General features: G+C 64.9%; 19 protein-coding genes. 13 read left to right on the forward strand and 6 right to left on the reverse strand.

Annotated features, from left to right (window positions below; genetic code table 11):
• Positions 1–8 precede the first annotated feature (8 nt).
• The 5 genes from ACQR1Y_RS24500 to ACQR1Y_RS24520 all read left to right on the forward strand — a co-directional run bounded on the left by ACQR1Y_RS24500 (position 9) and on the right by ACQR1Y_RS24520 (position 5,585).
• Positions 9–611, forward strand: coding sequence for a dimethylamine monooxygenase subunit DmmA family protein (locus ACQR1Y_RS24500; RefSeq protein WP_434878806.1), 603 nt, complete (start codon positions 9–11; stop codon positions 609–611).
• Positions 608–1,573, forward strand: coding sequence for a PDR/VanB family oxidoreductase (locus tag ACQR1Y_RS24505; protein WP_434878787.1), 966 nt, complete (start codon positions 608–610; stop codon positions 1,571–1,573). The genes ACQR1Y_RS24500 and ACQR1Y_RS24505 overlap by 4 nt, the downstream gene beginning before the upstream one ends.
• Before the next feature lie 18 nt (positions 1,574–1,591).
• A complete protein-coding gene (locus ACQR1Y_RS24510; RefSeq protein WP_434878786.1) occupies positions 1,592–2,629 on the forward strand; it encodes a heme-dependent oxidative N-demethylase family protein in 1,038 nt (345 codons plus the stop codon).
• 711 nt (positions 2,630–3,340) lie between these two features.
• Positions 3,341–4,396: a sugar phosphate isomerase/epimerase family protein gene (locus tag ACQR1Y_RS24515; protein ID WP_434878785.1), complete on the forward strand. Its 1,056-nt coding sequence runs from the start codon at positions 3,341–3,343 to the stop codon at positions 4,394–4,396.
• A gap of 13 nt (positions 4,397–4,409) precedes the next feature.
• Positions 4,410–5,585 carry a Gfo/Idh/MocA family protein gene (locus tag ACQR1Y_RS24520; RefSeq protein ID WP_434878784.1) on the forward strand — a complete coding sequence of 392 codons (1,176 nt, stop codon included), beginning with the start codon at positions 4,410–4,412 and terminating at the stop codon, positions 5,583–5,585.
• A 28-nt stretch (positions 5,586–5,613) separates the two neighbouring features.
• Here the strand turns inward: ACQR1Y_RS24520 and ACQR1Y_RS24525 are convergent, their stop codons facing one another.
• Positions 5,614–8,070 carry an FG-GAP-like repeat-containing protein gene (locus ACQR1Y_RS24525; protein WP_434878783.1) on the reverse strand — a complete coding sequence of 819 codons (2,457 nt, stop codon included), beginning with the start codon at positions 8,068–8,070 and terminating at the stop codon, positions 5,614–5,616.
• Positions 8,071–8,496: 426 nt separating this feature from the next.
• Here ACQR1Y_RS24525 and ACQR1Y_RS24530 point away from each other — a divergent pair, with 426 nt between their 5' ends.
• Together ACQR1Y_RS24530 and ACQR1Y_RS24535 are read left to right on the forward strand one after the other, a co-directional pair.
• On the forward strand, positions 8,497–8,835 hold the full coding sequence (locus ACQR1Y_RS24530) for a hypothetical protein (RefSeq protein WP_434878782.1): 339 nt from the start codon (positions 8,497–8,499) through the stop codon (positions 8,833–8,835).
• A gap of 166 nt (positions 8,836–9,001) precedes the next feature.
• Positions 9,002–9,634 (forward strand): glutathione S-transferase C-terminal domain-containing protein, encoded by a 633-nt coding sequence (locus ACQR1Y_RS24535; RefSeq protein WP_434878781.1) that lies wholly within the window; start codon positions 9,002–9,004, stop codon positions 9,632–9,634.
• Positions 9,635–9,712: 78 nt separating this feature from the next.
• Here the strand turns inward: ACQR1Y_RS24535 and ACQR1Y_RS24540 are convergent, their stop codons facing one another.
• A complete protein-coding gene (locus tag ACQR1Y_RS24540) occupies positions 9,713–10,084 on the reverse strand; it encodes a response regulator transcription factor (RefSeq protein ID WP_434878780.1) in 372 nt (123 codons plus the stop codon).
• A gap of 284 nt (positions 10,085–10,368) precedes the next feature.
• Here ACQR1Y_RS24540 and ACQR1Y_RS24545 point away from each other — a divergent pair, with 284 nt between their 5' ends.
• Positions 10,369–11,034 carry a response regulator transcription factor gene (locus ACQR1Y_RS24545; RefSeq protein ID WP_434878779.1) on the forward strand — a complete coding sequence of 222 codons (666 nt, stop codon included), beginning with the start codon at positions 10,369–10,371 and terminating at the stop codon, positions 11,032–11,034.
• Positions 11,035–11,078: 44 nt separating this feature from the next.
• Here ACQR1Y_RS24545 and ACQR1Y_RS24550 read toward each other — a convergent pair whose 3' ends face one another.
• On the reverse strand, positions 11,079–12,905 hold the full coding sequence (locus ACQR1Y_RS24550) for an ATP-binding protein (protein ID WP_434878778.1): 1,827 nt from the start codon (positions 12,903–12,905) through the stop codon (positions 11,079–11,081).
• Positions 12,906–13,457: 552 nt separating this feature from the next.
• Between ACQR1Y_RS24550 and ACQR1Y_RS24555 the strand changes: the two genes are divergently transcribed.
• The 4 genes from ACQR1Y_RS24555 to ACQR1Y_RS24570 all read left to right on the forward strand — a co-directional run bounded on the left by ACQR1Y_RS24555 (position 13,458) and on the right by ACQR1Y_RS24570 (position 16,002).
• The gene (locus ACQR1Y_RS24555) at positions 13,458–14,288 is read left to right on the forward strand and encodes an alpha/beta fold hydrolase (protein ID WP_434894322.1); all 831 of its coding nucleotides are present in this window, start codon (positions 13,458–13,460) and stop codon (positions 14,286–14,288) included.
• 29 nt (positions 14,289–14,317) lie between these two features.
• Positions 14,318–15,037: a hypothetical protein gene (locus tag ACQR1Y_RS24560; protein WP_434878776.1), complete on the forward strand. Its 720-nt coding sequence runs from the start codon at positions 14,318–14,320 to the stop codon at positions 15,035–15,037.
• 138 nt (positions 15,038–15,175) lie between these two features.
• Positions 15,176–15,448: a hypothetical protein gene (locus ACQR1Y_RS24565; protein WP_434878775.1), complete on the forward strand. Its 273-nt coding sequence runs from the start codon at positions 15,176–15,178 to the stop codon at positions 15,446–15,448.
• A gap of 74 nt (positions 15,449–15,522) precedes the next feature.
• On the forward strand, positions 15,523–16,002 hold the full coding sequence (locus ACQR1Y_RS24570) for a GNAT family N-acetyltransferase (RefSeq protein WP_434878774.1): 480 nt from the start codon (positions 15,523–15,525) through the stop codon (positions 16,000–16,002).
• A 91-nt stretch (positions 16,003–16,093) separates the two neighbouring features.
• On the opposite strand, the gene ACQR1Y_RS24575 is transcribed toward ACQR1Y_RS24570, so the two are convergent.
• The 3 genes from ACQR1Y_RS24575 to ACQR1Y_RS24585 all read right to left on the reverse strand — a co-directional run bounded on the left by ACQR1Y_RS24575 (position 16,094) and on the right by ACQR1Y_RS24585 (position 17,585).
• On the reverse strand, positions 16,094–16,984 hold the full coding sequence (locus ACQR1Y_RS24575; protein WP_434878773.1) for a hypothetical protein: 891 nt from the start codon (positions 16,982–16,984) through the stop codon (positions 16,094–16,096).
• A 9-nt stretch (positions 16,985–16,993) separates the two neighbouring features.
• Positions 16,994–17,158: a hypothetical protein gene (locus ACQR1Y_RS24580; RefSeq protein ID WP_434878772.1), complete on the reverse strand. Its 165-nt coding sequence runs from the start codon at positions 17,156–17,158 to the stop codon at positions 16,994–16,996.
• 181 nt (positions 17,159–17,339) lie between these two features.
• Positions 17,340–17,585 carry a DUF3551 domain-containing protein gene (locus tag ACQR1Y_RS24585; RefSeq protein WP_434856979.1) on the reverse strand — a complete coding sequence of 82 codons (246 nt, stop codon included), beginning with the start codon at positions 17,583–17,585 and terminating at the stop codon, positions 17,340–17,342.
• 343 nt (positions 17,586–17,928) lie between these two features.
• On the opposite strand from ACQR1Y_RS24585, the gene ACQR1Y_RS24590 reads away from it, so the two are divergent.
• Positions 17,929–18,951, forward strand: coding sequence for a YihY/virulence factor BrkB family protein (locus ACQR1Y_RS24590; RefSeq protein ID WP_434878771.1), 1,023 nt, complete (start codon positions 17,929–17,931; stop codon positions 18,949–18,951).
• The last annotated feature ends 221 nt before the right edge of the window (positions 18,952–19,172 follow it).

Below are 19,172 nucleotides of genomic sequence, written 5' to 3' on the forward strand. Positions count from 1 at the left end.
GCATCACCATGATCGTCCCCAGCATCAAGAGCCGGCCGGTCTACGGCAGGCTCGCGCCGCGGCCCGGAACCAGCCATTTCCTGCTTGGAGATGGCGAGGGCGGTCACGCGCTGGCTGATCTGGCCGCAGGCGCGTCCAGAAAATTCCTGTCCCGGGCGCACATTCTCTATGTGCGGGACGGGCTCGGTGACGATGTGCCGTCGGAGCGGCTTGCCTCGGTCGGAGCGGGCACCCTCTGCTTCGCCCCGACCGTCGCGTCGATCTTGCCCCAGCTCACTCATCTGCTCGGGTCCGCCCGCATGGGAACGCGTCTCTACCTTGCCGGCACAGAAGGTTTGATCGGCCAGGCCGTGGCGGCGGCCCTGAGTGCCGGCCTCGAGATGTCAGCCATTCAGGCGGAGCATCGCGGATCGCTGGCGCGCCGGGTGCAGTGCGTCCACTGCAAAGGCGTGACCGAGCAGGTCACGACGCAGCCGGTGCAGTGCAGCCATTGCGGATTGCACCTGTTCGTGCGCGATCACTATTCGCGCCGGCTGGCCGCCTTCATGGGCGTCTGCATCGATGCCGAGGAGCCGGGCGTCGTTCCCGTGGCTGAGGACATCTTCAAATGACCGCGGCGCCACAGATGGTGGATGTCGTGGTCACGGACATCGCCGACATTGCCGAGGGGATCAAGAGCTATCGTCTTGCGCCGCTGGCTGGCGGTCCGCTGCCGAGCTTCTCTGCGGGCGCTCACATCATGCTCGAAATGCGCGACGGCGCGGTTCTACGCAGGAGCGCCTACTCGCTGACAGGGAGCCTGAACGGCGCGGGCAACTACACCATCGCCGTCCGTCGCCACGCGCAGGGGCGCGGCGGCTCGGTGTTCCTGCATGATCGTGTTCACGTCGGCAGCAAGCTCGCCGTGGGGCATCCCGTCAACCTGTTTCCGTTGCACCGCCGGGCCAGGAAGCATCTGCTGATCGCGGGAGGCATCGGCATCACGCCACTGCTTGCGATGGTCGCGGAGCTGACGATGGAAGCCCGGGCCTTCGAGCTCCACTATGCGGTGCGATCGCGGGATCATGCCGCCTTCGCGGATCAGCTCGCGGGCATGTGTGGCGACAATCTGCATCTTTACATCAGTGCCGAAGGTCGCCGACTCGACACGGCGACGCTGCTGGGCGATCAGCCGCTCGGCACCCATCTCTACGTCTGCGGCCCCGAAGCATTGACCGAGGATGTCCTGGCGGCGGCGCGCGGCCTCGGCTGGCCGGAGGAGAGCCTCCATTCCGAGCGCTTCGTGGCGCCGGCCATCGGCCGACCGTACGAGGTCACGCTGGCGAAGTCCGGTGTCACGGTCGCGGTGGGCTCGCACCAGAGCATGCTCGACGCGCTCGAGCACGCCGGCGTGGACGTGCCATCGTTGTGCCGGGGAGGGGCCTGCGGCCAATGCGAGACGCGCGTGGTCGCCTGCGACGGCATCATTCAGCATCACGATCACTATCTGAGTGAAGCCGACAAGGCGGCCACAGGCAAGGTGATGCCGTGTGTCTCGCGGTTCGAGGGACGCCGGCTGGTGCTCGATCTCTAGAATATGCAGGAGACGCCGATGACGCTGGCCTTCCGACATGAGACGTTCCGTGATGATTTCACCTTCGCGAACAGTCCGGCGACCATTCGCCGCTTTCCGTTTTCGTTCGACCGCGATGCCTACATGTACGGTGTCAATATCGAGCCGCACAAGAGCGGCCCGGCGGGGACCGCCTACGAGAACCTGATCGACGTCGATGAGCACTACGTCGCCGAGATGGCGGAGCGGGCGCTGGTGCTGAACGAGGATGCCCTGCGTTGCCAGTCGCTGCCGCACATGACGTTGGCCGGCTGGGATCTGCTGGAGCTTCTGATGGAGCAGCAGGCCGCGGGCTATCCCGATCATTTCGAGCTGCATCGCGACGGTCTCGCCTGGCGATGGGTCAACCGGCCGCTCGGGGTCGACGATCGCTTCGAGTTCGGCAATGCGGCGTCGCTGCCTTACGGACCGATGGAATACATCACGCGTCAGGCCCAGGGTGATTTCTGCCTGTTGGATCAGCGCGACGGCAATCTGTGGATGGACGCCGGCATTGTCACGACCCAGGCCGACTGGTCGCTCGATTTCGACATCGGCATGAACTTCATGGAGTGGCATGCGCCGGTCCCGCGCGCTCACGAAATGGGCGTGTTCGATCGCGCGCTGAAATTCCTGCTGCAATTGCGCCACGGGCAGCCGATGCGCCGGCTGAACTGGACCATGACGGTCAATCCGCGGCTCGATACCAGTCCGGAGAACTATCATCGCTGGGGTGTCGACCGTGCCACCGTAACGCGGGACAATGTCGCGCAGAAGGTGCATTTGCGCGTCGAACTGCAGAGCTTCTGGCGGCTGCCGCGTTCGAATGCGATCGTCTTCCCAATCCGCTGCTACCTGCTGCGCCTGGATGAGCTGGTCACGATCCCGAAATGGGGACGACGAATGCATCGCGTGCTTCGTGATCTGCCGGAAGACTTGGCTGCGTACAAGGGGCTGACGCGATGGCGCGAGGTAGCCGTGGACTATCTCGCGGGCTTCGATGATGGTATGGCGACCACGCCAGGAACGCAGCCATAGACGTCGGCCCTCACCATCCTCGCGACGGATCTGTGTCTGACACTAATCTTGTGGTGAATCGGGATTGGATACAGGTCGGCTTTTAACGCGGCGGCTAAGTCATTGCTGTTTGTTCTACTTTGGCCGCCCTCTGAGCGCGCAGTACCCACGCGTCAACAGCTGAAAAGGCGGCGGGTCTCTCACGACGCGTCTCTCAAAAGAGCGACTGCGCAGAGTATCACGCGGCGGCGCGGCGACGGAAATTGCCGACGGTGGCGGCAATCCCTTGCGGCGGCGAACGCGATGTTCCCGACATGGCGGGAGACGGCGACCGGGCCATAGCCCTCGTCGGCACGCGGTCGTTGCTGCGCAACGCTCGATGGCCTTCCTGGCCGAAAATGGTCGTGGAGGAGAGCTGATCATTCCGACGAAGCGGCTGATGCTTTCGATGAGTTCGAGAAGCGCACGATTGCCGCATTGCATCATAAGAGGCCGCGTTGCTGCAGAGACGAGCGAAGACATGGCCGCCGCGGTTTGTCGTTGTGGCGTCGATGCTTTCAGCGCTTCTCTCATGTCCCGCCAAGATCAAGAGTCCCGTCGATGCCCATTGGGCGTGCGCACATCGACGCAGCTGAAACGCGGAGCGGGCGCTTGCCTGACGACGTCGTTCCATGGTGGGATATCCCTGTCGGCGGAGGCCTGCTGCTCGACGGTCTGGGGAAGGAAACACCAATGAAAATGATCAAAGGGCCTGCGATTTTTCTTGCTCAGTTCGCGGCGGACACGGCGCCGTTCAACTCGTTGAACGCGATCTGCCGATGGGCAGCCTCGCTGGGCTATGTTGGCGTTCAGATCCCGAGCTGGGACGGGCGGATCTTCGACCTCGACAAGGCTGCGGACTCCCAGGACTATGCCGACGAGGTGAAGGGGATCGCGGCCGAGCATGGCCTGTCCATTACCGAGCTCTCGACACATCTTCAGGGGCAGCTCGTTGCCGTCCATCCGGCCTATGACGCCGCATTCGACGGCTTTGCAGCGCCGCAGGTTCGCGGCAATCCCAAGGCACGGACCGAATGGGCCGTCGACCAGGTCAAGCGGGCCATCCGCGCGTCGCGCCGGCTTGGGTTGACGGCGCACGCGACGTTCTCCGGCGCTTTGGCATGGCCCTACATCTATCCCTGGCCGCAACGCCCCGCGGGCCTCGTCGAAGCCGCCTTCGACGAGCTCGCCAGGCGCTGGCAGCCGCTTCTCGACTATGCGGACGAGCACGGCGTCGACCTCGCCTATGAGATCCATCCGGGCGAGGACCTCCACGACGGCGCGTCATACGAAATGTTTCTCGAACGCGTGAACGGCCACAAGCGCGCGAACCTGCTGTACGATCCCTCGCACTTCCTGCTGCAGCAGCTCGATTATCTCGCCTACATCGATATCTACCACGAGCGCATCAAGGCCTTCCACGTCAAGGACGCGGAGTTCAACCCGACAGGACGCCAGGGCGTCTATGGCGGGTTTCAGAGCTGGGTCGATCGCGCCGGCCGCTTCCGGTCGACCGGCGATGGACAGATCGATTTCGCTGCGATCTTCTCCAAGCTGACGCAATATGGCTACGGCAGCTGGGCGGTGCTCGAATGGGAATGTGCCATGAAGCATCCCGAGCAGGGCGCGCGTGAGGGCGCTGAGTTCATCAAGCAGCATATCATCCAGGTCACCGAGAAGGCGTTCGACGACTTTGCGGGATCCGGCAGCGACGAACGGATGAACCGCAAGACGCTTGGTCTTGATTGAGCGAGAAACAGCCATGGTCATCGAGGCGGGCAGCGAGCAGACCGATCAGCGTCGGATCCGGCTGGGCATGGTGGGCGGCGGCCAAGGTGCCTTCATCGGCGCCGTCCACCGCATCGCCGCGCGGTTGGACAATCATTTCGAGCTGGTCGCGGGCGCATTGTCGTCGGACCCCGTCCGCGCCAAGGCCTCGGCGGCCGAGCTCGGGATCGCCGCCGACCGTGCCTATGGCACGTTCGAGGAGATGGCTGCGGCGGAGGTCGCGCGCGCCGACGGCATCGAGGCCGTGGCGATCGTGACGCCGAACCACATGCATGCGCCCGTGGCCCGGGCCTTCCTCAAGGCCGGCATCCACGTCATCTGCGACAAGCCGCTGACGACGACCGTGGCCGAGGCGGAGGAGCTGGTGGAGTTAGTCAAGACGACAGGCAAGGTCTTCGTCCTGACTCACAACTACACCGGCTATCCGATGATACGGCAGGCCCGGGCGATGATCGCGCGGGGAGATCTCGGCGACATCCGGCTCGTTCGAGCCGAATATCTGCAGGACTGGCTGACGGAGCCGTTGGAGGCAACCGGCCAGAAGCAGGCGGAGTGGCGCACGGACCCGAGCCGATCCGGCGCCGGCGGCTGCATCGGAGATATCGGGACACACGCCTACAACCTCGCCTGTTTCGTCACTGGGCTGGAGCTCGACGGGCTGCTCGCGCAGCTCTCCACCTTCGTCGACGGACGGCGTCTCGATGACGATGTGCAGATCCTCCTGAAATGGAAGGGCGGAGCCAAGGGCATGCTGTGGGCCAGCCAGGTGGCGGTCGGCAACGAGAACGGCCTGACGCTGCGCGTCTACGGCACCAAGGGCGGGCTGGAATGGGCGCAGGAAAACCCGAACCAGCTTTGGTTCACGCCCTACGGCCAGCCGAAGCAGCTGCTAACCCGCGGCGGGGCCGGCGCGCTGACCGATGCCTCCCGCGTCACCCGCATCCCGTCGGGGCATCCTGAGGGCTATCTCGAAGGCTTTGCAACGATCTATGCCGAGGCCGCGCAGGCCATTCGCGCGAAGCAGGCGGGCAAGACCCTGGATCCCGCCGTCATTCTCCCGACCGTCGAGGATGGGCTCGCCGGTCTGAAGTTCATCGACGCCGCGGTGAGCTCGTCCGCCAACCACGGAACTTGGGTCCGGATCACGTGATGCGCGGTGGCCGGGCAGGCGGCGTGCCTCAGACCACGTGCCAATCGGTCGAGACCGACCCGACCGAGAGATTGTGGTCGATATGGTCGCCGTTCATCTGCCACTCGGCGATGCGGCCGCCGGCGTTCTCGAACAGGATGTCGGCCTTGCCGTCATGATTGACGTCGCCGGTCCCGACGACGTTCCAGCCCGCGGCCTTCCCGACCGTGGTGTTGGCATCGATGTGGTTGCCGTCCATCTGCCACATCGCAATCCTGCCGTCGTCGTTCTGCCAGAGCACGTCGGCCTTGCCGTCGCCGTTGAAGTCGTCGGCGGCCGCGACGTGCCAGGCGCTCGACACGCTGCCGATCGTCTGGTTGCTCTCGATATGGCTCCCGTCCATCTGCCAGAGCGCGACCTTGCCGGCGTCGTTCTGCAGCAGGATGTCGGCCTTGCCGTCACCGTTGAAATCGGCGGTCGCTTCGATGTGCCAGCCGGCCGCGACGTTGCCGACGGTCTGGTTGGCCTCAATGTGGTTGCCGTTCATCTCCCACAGCGCGACTTTGCCGCTGTCGTTCTGCCACAGCACGTCCGACTTGCCGTCACCGTCGAAGTCGGCGACGCCGGCGACATGCCAGTCTTTCGATACGCTGCCGACGGTCTGGTTGGCCTCGATATGGTCGCCATCGAGCTGCCAGGTTGCGACACTGCCGGTGTCGCTGACCCAGAGCATGTCCGACTTGCCGTCGCCGTTGAAGTCGCCGACGCCGTCGGCATGCCAGTTCAGCCCGGCCGAGCCGACCGTGGTGTTGGACGTGATGTGGTTGCCGTCGAGCTCCCACAGCGCAACGCTGCCATTGTGGGTGTTGCGGAACAGGATGTCGCTCATGCCATCGCCGTTGAAGTCCTGACCGGCGTGAGCGTCGCTGACCTGGGGCGGATCCTGATGGGCGGGCGGCGCGACGTCGTCGTTGACGATGGTGCCGATGCCCTGGGCATCGGCGATTTTCGCGCCGTTGGTTGCGGCCGACAGGTTGACGCTGAAGCTCTCGTCGCCTTCGGCCTTGGCATCGCCGTTGATTGTGACCGAGATGGTCTGGCTGTTGACGCCGGCATCGAAGTGCAGATCGCCGGATTTGCCGACATAGTCGTGATCAGCCGTGGTGGCCGAGCCATCGGCCGTCGCGAAGTGGACGTCGAACGCGGCGCTGCCGCCGCTGCGCGTCACGGTGAAGGTCTCGACCTTCGAGCCGTCCGCCCCCTCGGCGATCGAGACATCGCTGATGCTGACCGAGCCTGCCACGGGCGCTGGAACCGGCGCGGGCGCGCTCTTCAGGTCGCCGAAATTGACGGTCGCGTCGGCGAACTTCATATGCTCGACATGGGTGATGGTGTCGCTGCCATCCGGCGTGCCGCCGCGCAGGTCGGTGATGACCGCAGATCCCCCGTTGACCGCGATCTTGTAGTCCGACTGCTTGCCGCTGAACGCGACCGTGTCGTCGCCAGCGCCGCCGTCGATGATGTCATTGCCATGGCCGCCTCTCAGCATGTCGTTGCCGCTGCCGCCCTTGAGGACGTCGTTGAACTGGCTGCCGAGAATGGTGTTGTTGTGGGAGTCGGCGCTCTGGTCGGTCAGGTAATGACCGTCCGACCCGATCCGGTACACCGTGACGCTGCCCTTGACCGTGTTGTTGTCGTAATCGGTCCAATGCTGACTGATGATGCCGTTCCAATTGTCGACCACTTCGATCTGGCCGGGATGATGGCCGTCGGCATTGAGGCCGGCGGTCACGGTCACGGTATGCACCCCGCCATCGGTGCGGGCCATACGGACGACGTCGCCGGCCTGGACCTTGCTCTGCCAATCGTCGACCGCACCCGCATCGCTCCCGCGATAAGCGATGCGCCAGAAGCCGCTGTCCTCGTTCGCAGCAGGGTTGGCGGTGTTCGCGGAGTTCGGATCCAGCGTCGCGCCGGCCGAGGCCGCGATGGCGGTTGCGATATTGTGGCAGTCATTCGGAGCGGCCACGCCGTTCTCGATCGTAGCGAACATCCGCGCTGCCGAGACGATGTCGTTCGCGGTGGGGACGTGATCGGCCGGCAGATTGGCATCGAGATTTTGCGGAAGCGTGGTGACGTTCAGCGTATGGCCGACGAAGTCGCCATTTGCTGTGCTCTCCGGCACGGTGAAAAAGATGTTCGAGGTGATGTTGTTGCCGACGGCGATCTGCACGTCCTTGAAATGCGCGGCATCCACCGTGACGTTGTGGCCGGCCTGGATGTCGACGCCATTGTTCAGCACGGTGGAGACGACAGGATGGGCGGGATCCCAGAACCGCGTGTTGCTCGTCATCTGGTTGGGATCCATGTAGCTGATCGTGAGGCTCTGGATCGCGCTTGCGCCGTCGCCATAGGCCTGCTGCAACACGTCGAGCAGACTGACCTTGGTCGCTCCCGCCTGACCGCTGATTGCAACCGGCAATGCATCGGTGAAAAACGTCGCCATGATCCCTCATTCCCATCCACATGGGCCCTGCGTGGTCCCGTCCGTAGACAGTAGAAGGCCAGGCTCGTCAGCTTCTGTGATGATGCTCACATGGCGGGAGCGAGGATCTTGGACCGTTGGTCGCCTAGCGGGCCCCGCTTCGTTGCGATGGATGATGTAGCTCATCGTCCCCGAGCTGCTGTCGCTCACCCCGACTGCAAGCGTGCTTCACAACTCTGACCCCGTCATTGCGAGCGCAGCGAAGCAATCCAGAGTCCCGCCCACCCCTCTGGATTGCTTCGCTGCGCTCGCAATGACGCGGATAGAGCGGCGCACTGCCCTGGCGAGCTCGCGTGTACGTCCGGATCGCCGGCGAAGGACATGGTGTCGCGGCCGAGACCTCGGTCCCGTCGTGAACGTCACGGCCGTCGCTGGCGACGAAGCGTCATGTCAAACGCCTTGCCCTTCATGAGCCCCGCCGAGAAGCTGCGTAACGATGTTCGCGGCCTCTCCATCCTTGCGCTGCTGGTGGTCGGGATGGCGGTCTGGGTGACGCTCGCCGGCCATACCGATCGCGTCGTGTATCGCGGCTCCGGCGGTGGTTGGGGGCAGGATATGGTTGTGCTCAAGACGGACCAACCTGGCGTTTATCTCATTGAGCGCAGTTCCGATCACCGGGACATGAAGGTGGGTTGCACCTATGATCTGTCCTATGACCATGAGTTCGGCCAGTATCGGCGCAACCGCATCAAGACGGTTCGTCGGGCAACTCTCGTCGGATGCTGAGGTCTTCGACTCGGGACATTGCCTTCGACGCGCACATACCCCGGTATATCTACCGAGGCTCGATGTCGCCGAGTAGCCTGAGCTGCGATTGCGGGGCGTGCGCACAGGTCATCTCCTGACTGCGCCATCGGCGAGACGCAGGACACGAACGTCGCGATCACAGCCCATGAAGCTCTATACACATCCCGGTGCAAGCTCGCTGTCCGTGCATATCCTGTTGCGGGAGATCGGGCGTCCCTTCGAGCTCGAGGTCGTGAACGTGACGGCGAAGCGCCGGTCCGACGGGTCTGACTATCGCGCGGTCGCGCCGCGGGGCATGGTGCCGGTGCTCGAACTGGACGATGGCGGCGCGCTCACCGAAAACATGATCATTGCGCAATACATCTGCGACGCCGCGGAGCGGACCGATCTCATGCCGCAAGCCGGCAGTGTTGCGCGCTATCGCGTCATGGAGTGGCAGAGCTTCGTCGCCGCCGAGTTGCACAAGAGCTTCGTTCCGCTGAACTGGGCACTTCCCGCGGAGGTGCGGCCTCTGTTCATCAACCGTATCAGGAACAGGCTCGACATGGTCGAGCAGCGGCTGGTCGGGCCGTTTCTCACCGGAGCGACGTTCACGGCCGCCGATGCCTACCTGTTCGTCATCGCGAGCTGGACCCGCTTCTACGGAATCGATATCGAAGACCTGCCACGGCTTCGCGGCTTCCTGGCGCGGGTGGGGACCAGGCCCTCGGTTCACGCGGCCCTTGCCGCCGAGGGATCGGGCATGGTGACTCTCGACGAGATCACCCCTGCACCGTGAACGTCACGCGTCGATCGGCTGGTGCCCCGCCTTGGCTCGCCGCCCTCAATCGCCGCCGGTTCGCGCGGCGGTGACCGATCAAATGCCTGCACCGACCGCGCGGCCAATCTCGTCGATCAGCGTATTCAGTTGCAGGGGTTTCGGCAGGATCGCGATGACGCCGGGGCAGTTGAGCGCACGCCGCTGGTTCTCCTTGGCGTAGGCGGAGATCAGGATGATCGGGATATGAGGGCCGGATCGCGCGAGATGCTCCGCCAGCTCGAGTCCTGTCATGCCGTCCATCTGCACGTCGCTGACGATGCACTGGGTGTCGGCGAGCGTGTCGGACGTCAGGAACGCCTCGGCGCTGCCGAATAGGCGGGCGCTGTAGCCGACGCTCTCGACCAGCGCCTGCAGCGACTCGCGCACATCGGCATCGTCGTCGATGATGGATAGCAAAGCTCCGGCCAAGACATACTCCTCGCGCTCTCGGCCGAGCCGGGCACTGTCATTCCTGCTCGTTGATGTCAGGGACCCTTCGCTGTCGGCTGTGTCCCGACTCCACCCGCCACACTGGACGACCCTCGCCGGTGATGCAACGTTGCAGGGCGAACTGAGCCGACTACCTAGGTATGGGCCAGGGAGAATACGGGTCCGTTGATGCAGTCGGTTGACTTTGGTAGCGTCTGTGATGGGCCCATCGTTGGACCCGGACATTCGTCGACGTCCGTCAGGCCGAGCCACGGGAGCAGCAGATGTTCGCAACTCAGCCGCCGGTCATCAGCAAGCGGAGTGTCAAAGCGTTGGCTGCGCCGGTCAAAACGCCCATCGTTCTCGTGGTCGACGACGACGTCGCCGTGCGCGAGAGTCTTGGAGATCTGCTGGCCTCCGTGGACATCGAGACGAAGCTGTTCGGCTCCACCCAGGAGCTTCTCGAGGCCGGGTTGCCGGATCGGCCGAGCTGCCTGGTGCTCGACCTACGTCTGCCGGGCGGCAGCGGGCTGGATCTGCAGGCGCGGCTGGCGGAGATGAATGTCGGCATTCCGATCGTCTTCATAACCGGTCATGGCGACGTGCCCACGTCGGTCCGCGCCATGAAGGCAGGGGCGGTGGATTTCCTGCCAAAGCCGTTCCGCAATCAGGAGCTGCTCGACGCCGTGGTCAAGGCGCTCCGCGACGACCAGGAGCGGCGTGCGAAGGACGACGACCTGACCGAGCTGCGCCAGCTTGCCGAACGGCTGACCGCGCGTGAGCGCGACGTGCTCCGGGGTGTCGGACGCGGCCTGCTCAACAAGCAGATCGCCCACGAACTCGGCGTGTCCGAGATCACCGTGAAGATGCATCGCAGCAGCGCGCGTCGCAAGCTCAAGGCCATGTCGGCGGCCGATATCGTCAGCAAGATCGCGGCGCTCGGCCTCTAGTCGTAGCAAAACGTCGTCGTGCCATCGCACCCGATCCGTCGCGGTCAGGATGGATCCTGCTCATCGGCGCGCGCAAGGCGGAACGCGAAGCGGGCTCCCGGTGCGTCATCCCGGTTGGCGCCCGTCAGCGTGCCGCCGAGCGACTGGATGATCGTTCGGCACACCGACAGACCGAGCCCCATGCCGTCCTTCTTGGTCGAGAAGAAGCTATCGAACAGCCGTTTGGCAACGTGTGGCTCCAGACCGGGCCCGCTGTCGGCCACGCTGCATTCCACCCATTGGTCCGACGAACTCACGTCGATCGTGACGCGCCGGTCGGTCGCGTTGCCCGCGTGGATCGCCTGCATGGCGTTGATCACGAGATTGGCGATCACCTGCGTGCGGACCTGATCGAGGTTGGGGGGATCGCGATCGAGCCAGCGCAGCCCGGCCTCGCCGCTCGCGCCGATCGCCGCCAGCGGCTGATTGACCTCGTGCGCGATGGAGGCGGCCAGTTCGCCGAGCATGGAGATCCGCGCGGCATGGGCGAAGTCGGCGCGCAGCCGGGCCAGATCGGCCTCCGCCTTCAAGCGGTCGCCGATCTCGATCAGGCCGGCCAGCGAGAACCGGCCCCTGTCATGCTCGATGAAGTTCATCGACAGCAGCACGTCCACGACCCGGCCATGCGGCGTGACGATCTGCGTCTCTTCCTCGAACGGCTCCGAGCGGATCGACGCATGCGCCAGCCGCCGCAGCGTATCCGGGCGGGAAGCCAGCAGGGAGCCCGCGCGCAGACCGTACAATTCGGCCGGATCGTCGAATCCCAGCAGCTTCGCCGCCCTGAAATTGGCCTCGACGAAAAAGGACGTCCCCGCGATGTGTTGCATGATCTCGGGCCGAGCGCGGAGAATTGCTTCCGGATCCTGACGCTCGTCCTTGCTGAATTCGCGCAGCAATGCCGCCGCGGCATCGGTGTTGACGCGGCACAGCGGCAGCGGCATCAGGCTGAACAGCGCGCGATAATGTTCGCGGCTTTCTTCGAGTGTTCGGTTCGCCAAGGTGAGGGCGCTGATATCGACGATGCCGATGATGACGCGGCCGTCGCCGACGATCTTCGGGTCGAGACAGGCCGTGAAGATGCTGTGCACCGGACGGCCTTTCAAGGTCGTCATCGTCACCTCGCGACTGAAGCGCGGGGTTTCCGTCAGCCTGGCGATGATGCTGTCGATATAGGTCTCGTAGCTCTCCAGCGGCCAGAACGGAGCGACGCAGTCGAACATGCCGTCGCGATCTCCGTCCCCGAACGTCTCGACGGCGTGATCGTTGGCGTCGATGACCCGCGTCGCTTCCATCAAGCGGCGGACCGTCTCCGGAGATGCGAGCAATCGCGCCCTGATCTCGGCGATGCTGCAATCCCTGAACTGGCCGAGAATGGGTCTGACGCCAGTGATGTCGAGCTCCAGGAACGACGTCGGCATGGCATGGAAAAGCGTGCGGTAGCGGTATTCTCCGTCTTCGCGCCAGGTTGATGCCGAAGTCCGATCGCCGAGCAATCGTCCGGTTTCGATGATGTCGACAATCTTTCCCTCATCGTCGCGGCGGATGCTGAATTGAGCATCCACGACGAGCGAGCCGAGATGACGTCCCATCCGGACCACCTGGGTGGTCCAGGTATCGTCGTAGCCGCCGGGCGGCAGTGTCAGTCGCGGGCTGCTGCGGAGCATGTCATCCGCGGCTCGGCCGACGGCTTCCTCCGACGACCAGCCATACAGCCGTTCCGCCGCGCGATTCCAGGCGAGGATCTGGCCCGCGGGATCGCGCACGATCACGCTTTCGCGGGTCAGGTTGAACAGGTCGGGCGGGGCGAAGCGGGGATCAGACGAGATGGTCATGGGCGCGTGCGCAAGCTCTCCGCAATCAACAGGCCACTGAAAATGCCGGGTGCGCGCGGCGTGCTGAAAAATACCTTCAAGTGAACTCTCGCTCGATACCTTTGTCGATGGTCATCCGTAGCTGTGATGTCCCCGGAAGGAGGTTGGATGATCCGGCCACTGACAAACTCCGGTCCTCTCTAGCTGCAAAGATTGCGCCACGGCAATTCAAAAGCATCGTTGCGAGGTCCCGTCCTGATCACGACCTTGCGCATGCGCGACCTGCGTCGTCCTCGCATCGCTACGATGGGAAGTGACCGGACAGCACAGCACATCCGCTGATGTAAGCGGTCAGGATTCGTGCCGCGTCCTCGAGGTCGGTGGTGACCCATAACTCCGTATGATCCACAGGCCAGCGAAAAGCAGGCAACAAGGATGGAGATCGTCCGTCCGATCTTACGGCCGCGAATGGCGACAGACATTGCGACTCTCGACGAGATCGCAGCGATCGCTCGCCCTTCATCAGGACCAGCCGAAGCAAGCCTTCGACCCCAACTCGAGATGACCGACATCATGACGCAATTCGAGACATCGCCCAACCGCTACGTCGTCGCATCCGACGGGGTGAAATATGCCTATCGCAAGCTCGGCAAAGCAGGCACGCCGCCGCTCGTGTGTCTTCAGCACTTCACGGGAACGATGGATTCCTGGGACCCTGCCGTGATCGATGCCCTCGCGCAGAACCGTACGGTCGTCGTGTTCGACAACGCCGGCGTGGGCGCATCCGGCGGCCAGACGCCCGACAGCGTGGAGCAGATGGCCATCGACGCAGAAGCCTTCATCGGCGCGCTCGATCTCGGCCCGGTCGATCTGCTTGGCTTCTCGCTCGGCGGTTTCATCGCGCAGGCGATGGCCGCGCGCGGCAAGATCGCGGTGCGCAAGATCGCCTCAGTGGGCAGCGCTCCGCAGGGCGGCGAGGAGCATCTGCTCGAAGTCGTCACGGCGGCTTTCGCGCATAACGCGCCGGATGTTCGTCTCCCGCTGTTCTTCACCGCGTCCGAGCGGAGCCAGGCCGCAGGTCGAGCCTTTGTTGCGCGAGCGGCCAAGCGCACTCACGAACGTGATCCCGAGAGCGGCAAGGAGATCAGCGACGCCCAGGCCAAGGCCATCATCCGCTGGTGCGCGGACAAGACGACGGGGCACGCGCTGCTCAAGCGGATCGCACAGCCGACCCTGATCGTCCACGGCAGCGACGACACGATGTTTCCGGCGAGCAATGCCTTCGAGATGTTCAAGGCCATGAGCAACGCGACCTTGATCGTCTATCCGGATTCCGCGCACGGCGCGCTGTTCCAATACCCGGAGATCTTCACGGCGCACGTCGATCTTTTCCTCAACGCTTGAACGCATCTTCGCGCAGACAGGAGTTTCCCATGAACGCCCTCACCACCAAGATCATCCAGGCCCATGGCGATATCGGCGCATGGCGCGACTACACGAGCCTGACCGCCAGGCTGAAGCAGGGCGGCGCGCTCTGGGCCCTGAAGGGCCATCCCGGCAAGCTCGACGAGACGTCGGTGACGGTCGGGCTGAAGGAGGAGTGGGCGTCCCACGCTCCGTTCGGTCCCGCCGGCAAGGTCTCGCTGTTTCGTCCCGACTACGTGTCGTTGAAGAGCCGCGACGGCGAGGTGCTCGAGGAGCTGCACGATCCTCGTGCCTCGTTCGCCGGTCACACGCTGGAGACGCCCTGGTCCGAGCTGCAGCTCGCCTACTTCGCCGGCTGCGCGATGTGGACGTATTTGAACCTGCCATTCCTGCTGGCGCGTGACGGTGTTCGCACCGAGACCTTGTCCGACTGGCAGGAGAACGGCGAGACCTGGCAGCGGCTGCGCGTGACCTTCCCGGCCGATGTAGCCACACACAGCACGGTGCAGACGCTCTACGCCGATGCCGATGGCCGCCTGAAGCGGCACGACTACGATGTCGAGATCGCCGGCAATACGCCGGGCGCCCACTACATCTCGGGCTATGCCGAGGTCCAAGGGTTCAAGATCCCGACCTCTCGGAAGATCTATCCGCGCACGCCGGATGGCAGCGCGCTGCCGGAGCCGTTGGTCGTTTCGATCGATCTCGCCGATATCAGGCTTGCCTGACCTCTCCTGATGCAGCGATTTACGCTTGATCTGGAACCGGGGGGCATCGCTCATGCGGCGCCCGCCCACAGGATTGCCCGGCCTCGGGCGGGCTGCTAGCGTTCGCACGGTGAGGAACGGCGAACGATGACGGATGTGATGACGGAGGCAGAAAAGGCGCAACAGGTTGTGGCCGCGCTGAGATCGGCAGCGGCGAGTTCGCCGGCCGAGGCTCTGCAGACTTTGAACGGCCTGATGGGATTGGTGCGCAGCCCGAGCGCGGCGGCGCCGCTCGAGGTCGAGGACGCGCGCTCCTCGGCCTTCATGTCGATCTGCGAGGTGGGCAAGGCGCTGCACCGGGGCCAGCCGACCGAGGCGCTGTGGCCCGCGGCGCAGTCGGCCTGCGAGCGCTGGCTGGCGCTCGCGAAGTGAGCGCAGCGGACAGTCAAGCGAGCGAGGGGCAGGGCGGACGCCAACCCGTTGCGGGCCGCCTGAGCTGGCGCGCGATGACGGCGGCTGATCTGGCCGCGGTCGACCGTATCGCAGCCCATGTGCATTCCGCTTATCCAGAGGAGCCTGCCGTGTTCGCCGAGCGGCTGCGTCTTCACCCCGCGGGGTGTCGCGTGCTGGTCTCCGACACGGCGGCCATCACGGGCTATGTGATCAGCCATCCCTGGCATCTCGGCAAGCCACCGGCATTGAACGTGCTGATCGCGCAGCTGCCCATGCCCGCGCAGACCTACTACATCCATGATCTCGCCTTGTTGCCGAAGGCGCGCGGCAGCGGCGCCGCCGCACGAATCGTCGGTGATCTTGCCGCCCATGCGCTGGAGCTCGGCCTTCCCGCGCTGTCACTGGTGGCCGTCAATGGCTCCGTGCCGTTCTGGGAGCAGCAAGGGTTTGCGGTGGACGAGGCAGCCGCGTCCGACGATCGGATCGCCAGCTACGGCGACGATGCGCGGTCGATGATCCGACGTCTCACCTGAATTCGAGTCTGCGCTGACGACCGCGGTGCAACGCAGAACGGCCCGGCGTAGCGCCGGGCCGTTGGCTGGTCGACATCATTCCGGTGTGGATTTATTCCGGCATCGACATCGGCCGTCGCCACATGTCGCGCCGCCGGCTGAAGCGGTTCGCGTGCAGCATCCAGCCGGTGACCGGCCGGCCGTCGCGGTGACGGCCGCCGCTCTCCGCCGCCGCCCAGGCGGCGACCGCGCCGAGCAGGAGCGCGGTCGCGACCGAGAACGCCAGGATGACGGTGCCGGCCCGCGTCCGCGAGATCGCGCTCTTGGCCGCGGCGATCACGCTGTCGACTCGCCGTTCGGCGTCGGGGGCCGCCAGGCCGGTGGTACCGGTGACGAGCTGCACCAGATAGGCGCGATCATCGGCGCTGACGCCGCTGTGGCCCGACGCCGTCAGCAGGATACGGCCCGCCTCGCTCCGCGCCGGGGCAAGATCGGGACTCGGCGCCCGCCGCGGCGAGCGGAACAGATGATCGAGTTCGTAGCTCAGCGCCGAGGGCTCATTGGCGATCTGGGGAGCGGAGAGCGCATTTGGCCGTGTCGCCGCCGTGGCACCGAGCACCGCCAGTGTCGCGCCCAGCACTACCGCCAGCGACCACGATGCAACGCCGTGCAGGCCGTCGCGCTTTTCGGTCTCCTCGCTCTCGGCAAGGCCGTGCGGCGCGCGCAGGCGCCCCGCGATGTAGCCGCCGCAACCGAAGCTGATCAGTGCCTGCAGGACCAGGTAAAGTCCCGACAGGGTCCACAGCGCCACGGAAGCGTCACGCCGCGTCGGCGCGGTGGAGCTGACGCCGAGGCCGACCGACATCGCGAAACTGATCAGGATCGACGAGACGGCGGCGGCGGCGAGGGCGCCTGCAATGACCGGGGTCCATTGCAGCGTCCAGCGGTCCGCGGCCGCGCGTGCCATCGGAGGCACGGCGACCGGCTGGGTTTCCATGCTCATGCTGCCGTCTCAGCGCAGGCCGAAGAACGACAACACGGCCATGATGACCACGATCAGGCCCACGAGATAAATCAGTCCGTCCATGGTTTCCTCCTCCAGTTGGACATCGGTCGCCGTATAAGTTGCGGCGAGGCGCAATGTTCCGAACGCGGCGCGGGGGAACAGGAGGCGCACGACGATCGTGCGGCCGAACAGGCCGTCTGTCGCAACAGGGAGGTGTCAGGCTCGCAACCACCACGACGTGGTTGCGGTGTGCTGCGACGGCCAGGCAGGCCGCCGCGCGTTCTCAACTTGTCGTTCTCAGCTCAATCGGGGTTGGCGCTCGGTTCGTCGAGAGGCAAGGCCTTACCGCTGTCTACCGGTGGGGATAGTAGCCGCGCTGCCGGCCGTAAGCATAGGCCGGGTTGATGCCGCAGCCCGCGTCGGTGCCGGAGGCGGAGGCCAGGCACTGCTGATAGGTGGCGAACTGGCAGTTGCCCGGATATCCCCAGATCCTGCCCTGCAGGCAGTACTGGTCTTGCGCGGCGGAGGCGGGTGAAATCGCGGCGAAGCCGGTCAGCATGGCGGTGGCAGAGAGAGAAGCAAATAGCAGGCGTCGCATAGGTTTTTTCCTTGCGTTGAAGGTGTCAGTGAAACGCGGGGGTGCACGGGCCCGTTCCTCGCGGTTACATTAACTGTTGTGTCCTTGTCACAGCCTTGCGTTCACGCGCGGTGACAAATTGCTCGTGTCCGCCGGCACCTAAGCTGTAACGCTCGTCCCGTTTCGAAGGATCAAGGCGCCTGCATACGTGAGGCCGGAACATTCGTCGAATCCTCCGGTTGCTATCACTCGACAGTGATGGACCGATCCCATGTTTCGCCGCTCCCGGAAATCAGACATCACGCACCAGGACCCAACGGGCTCCCACGGCGCGGGGCGCCCCGGTGGACGAGGGACCGGAGGCATGCTGGCCCTTCTCGGCCTCGCCTTCCTGATCCAATATCTGGAGCAGCGGCCCGAACAGTCGGGGCGCACGCGACACGACGACGGCCGCGGCCGGTTCGCCAACTCGCCGGCGGAGATTCCGGCGCGCGGCTGGAAGGACGTCCTGTTCCGGGTCTATGAGAACGTCACCGAGCACAGGATCGTGGCGCTGGCCGCGGGCATGACCTTCTACACGCTGCTCGCGATCTTTCCCGCGCTGGCGGCGCTTGTGGCGGTCTATGGCCTGTTCTCCGATCCGGCCAAGATCACGGGACACCTTGAGCAACTGCAAGGAGTCATGCCCGGCGGAGCCATCGACATCGCGCGCGACCAACTGACGCGGGTCTCCGCCAACGGCAGCCAGGCGCTCGGCATCACCTTTCTGGTGAGCCTTGCGATCTCGCTATGGAGCGCCAATGCGGCGATGAAGTCGCTGTTCGACACGCTGAACGTCGTCTATCGCGAGCCGGAGCGGCGCGGCTTCTTCAAGCTGAACGCGATCTCACTGCTGTTCACCGGTGGCGCCATCCTGTTCGCGCTGCTCGCCATCGGCGCCGTCGTCGTGCTTCCGGTGCTATTGAACACTCTTGGCCTGTCCGATGTCGGCGACCTCGTGCTGCGCATCGGCCGTTGGCCCGCGATCTTCGTCTGCGTCTCGCTCGGGCTCGCGCTGATCTACCGCTACGGACCCAATCGTGAGGAGCCGAAATGGCGCTGGATCAGTTGGGGCAGCGCGCTGGCGGCGGCGCTGTGGCTCGCCGGATCGGCGCTGTTCTCGTGGTATGCAGCAAATTTTGGCAGCTTCAACGCGACCTATGGGTCGTTGGGCGCGGCGATCGGCTTCATGACCTGGATCTGGATCTCGGCGATCGTGATCCTGATCGGCGGCGAACTCGATGCCGAGCTCGAGCATCAGACCACGCGCGATACGACGACCGGCCCCGAGAAGCCGCTCGGCGCCCGCGGTGCCACGATGGCGGACACCGTCGGACGTTCCGCCTAGGCGGCCGTTTTCAAGGCGCCGGCACCGCCGTCATCGCGAGCGCAGCGACGCGATCCAGGGGCAACACAGAGCGTGTGCATTTTGGCCCCTGGATTGCTTCGCTGCGCTCGCAATGACGATGGTTGGCAGTGTGCCCCCTCCCAAGTCTGTCATCGTCCGCGAAGGCGGACGATCCAGTACGCCGTGACACCTCGGCCTCATATTCGCTGCTGCGGAGTACT

This window comes from Bradyrhizobium sp. HKCCYLRH3099, assembly GCF_051167855.1.
In the GTDB taxonomy this organism is placed as follows: Bacteria; Pseudomonadota; Alphaproteobacteria; order Rhizobiales; family Xanthobacteraceae; genus Bradyrhizobium.

Coding starts and splice junctions, on each gene's coding strand:
- ACQR1Y_RS24565 (WP_434878775.1), top strand. CDS start 15,176: ATGACGGAGGCAGAAAAGGCGCAACAGGTTGTGGCCGCGCTGAGATCG.
- ACQR1Y_RS24575 (WP_434878773.1), bottom strand. CDS start 16,984: ATGAGCATGGAAACCCAGCCGGTCGCCGTGCCTCCGATGGCACGCGCG.
- ACQR1Y_RS24585 (WP_434856979.1), bottom strand. CDS start 17,585: ATGCGACGCCTGCTATTTGCTTCTCTCTCTGCCACCGCCATGCTGACC.
- ACQR1Y_RS24590 (WP_434878771.1), top strand. CDS start 17,929: ATGCTGGCCCTTCTCGGCCTCGCCTTCCTGATCCAATATCTGGAGCAG.
- ACQR1Y_RS24560 (WP_434878776.1), top strand. CDS start 14,318: ATGAACGCCCTCACCACCAAGATCATCCAGGCCCATGGCGATATCGGC.
- ACQR1Y_RS24500 (WP_434878806.1), top strand. CDS start 9: ATGATCGTCCCCAGCATCAAGAGCCGGCCGGTCTACGGCAGGCTCGCG.
- ACQR1Y_RS24515 (WP_434878785.1), top strand. CDS start 3,341: ATGAAAATGATCAAAGGGCCTGCGATTTTTCTTGCTCAGTTCGCGGCG.
- ACQR1Y_RS24510 (WP_434878786.1), top strand. CDS start 1,592: ATGACGCTGGCCTTCCGACATGAGACGTTCCGTGATGATTTCACCTTC.
- ACQR1Y_RS24505 (WP_434878787.1), top strand. CDS start 608: ATGACCGCGGCGCCACAGATGGTGGATGTCGTGGTCACGGACATCGCC.
- ACQR1Y_RS24545 (WP_434878779.1), top strand. CDS start 10,369: ATGTTCGCAACTCAGCCGCCGGTCATCAGCAAGCGGAGTGTCAAAGCG.
- ACQR1Y_RS24555 (WP_434894322.1), top strand. CDS start 13,458: ATGACGCAATTCGAGACATCGCCCAACCGCTACGTCGTCGCATCCGAC.
- ACQR1Y_RS24525 (WP_434878783.1), bottom strand. CDS start 8,070: ATGGCGACGTTTTTCACCGATGCATTGCCGGTTGCAATCAGCGGTCAG.
- ACQR1Y_RS24520 (WP_434878784.1), top strand. CDS start 4,410: ATGGTCATCGAGGCGGGCAGCGAGCAGACCGATCAGCGTCGGATCCGG.
- ACQR1Y_RS24530 (WP_434878782.1), top strand. CDS start 8,497: ATGTCAAACGCCTTGCCCTTCATGAGCCCCGCCGAGAAGCTGCGTAAC.
- ACQR1Y_RS24550 (WP_434878778.1), bottom strand. CDS start 12,905: ATGACCATCTCGTCTGATCCCCGCTTCGCCCCGCCCGACCTGTTCAAC.
- ACQR1Y_RS24570 (WP_434878774.1), top strand. CDS start 15,523: ATGACGGCGGCTGATCTGGCCGCGGTCGACCGTATCGCAGCCCATGTG.
- ACQR1Y_RS24535 (WP_434878781.1), top strand. CDS start 9,002: ATGAAGCTCTATACACATCCCGGTGCAAGCTCGCTGTCCGTGCATATC.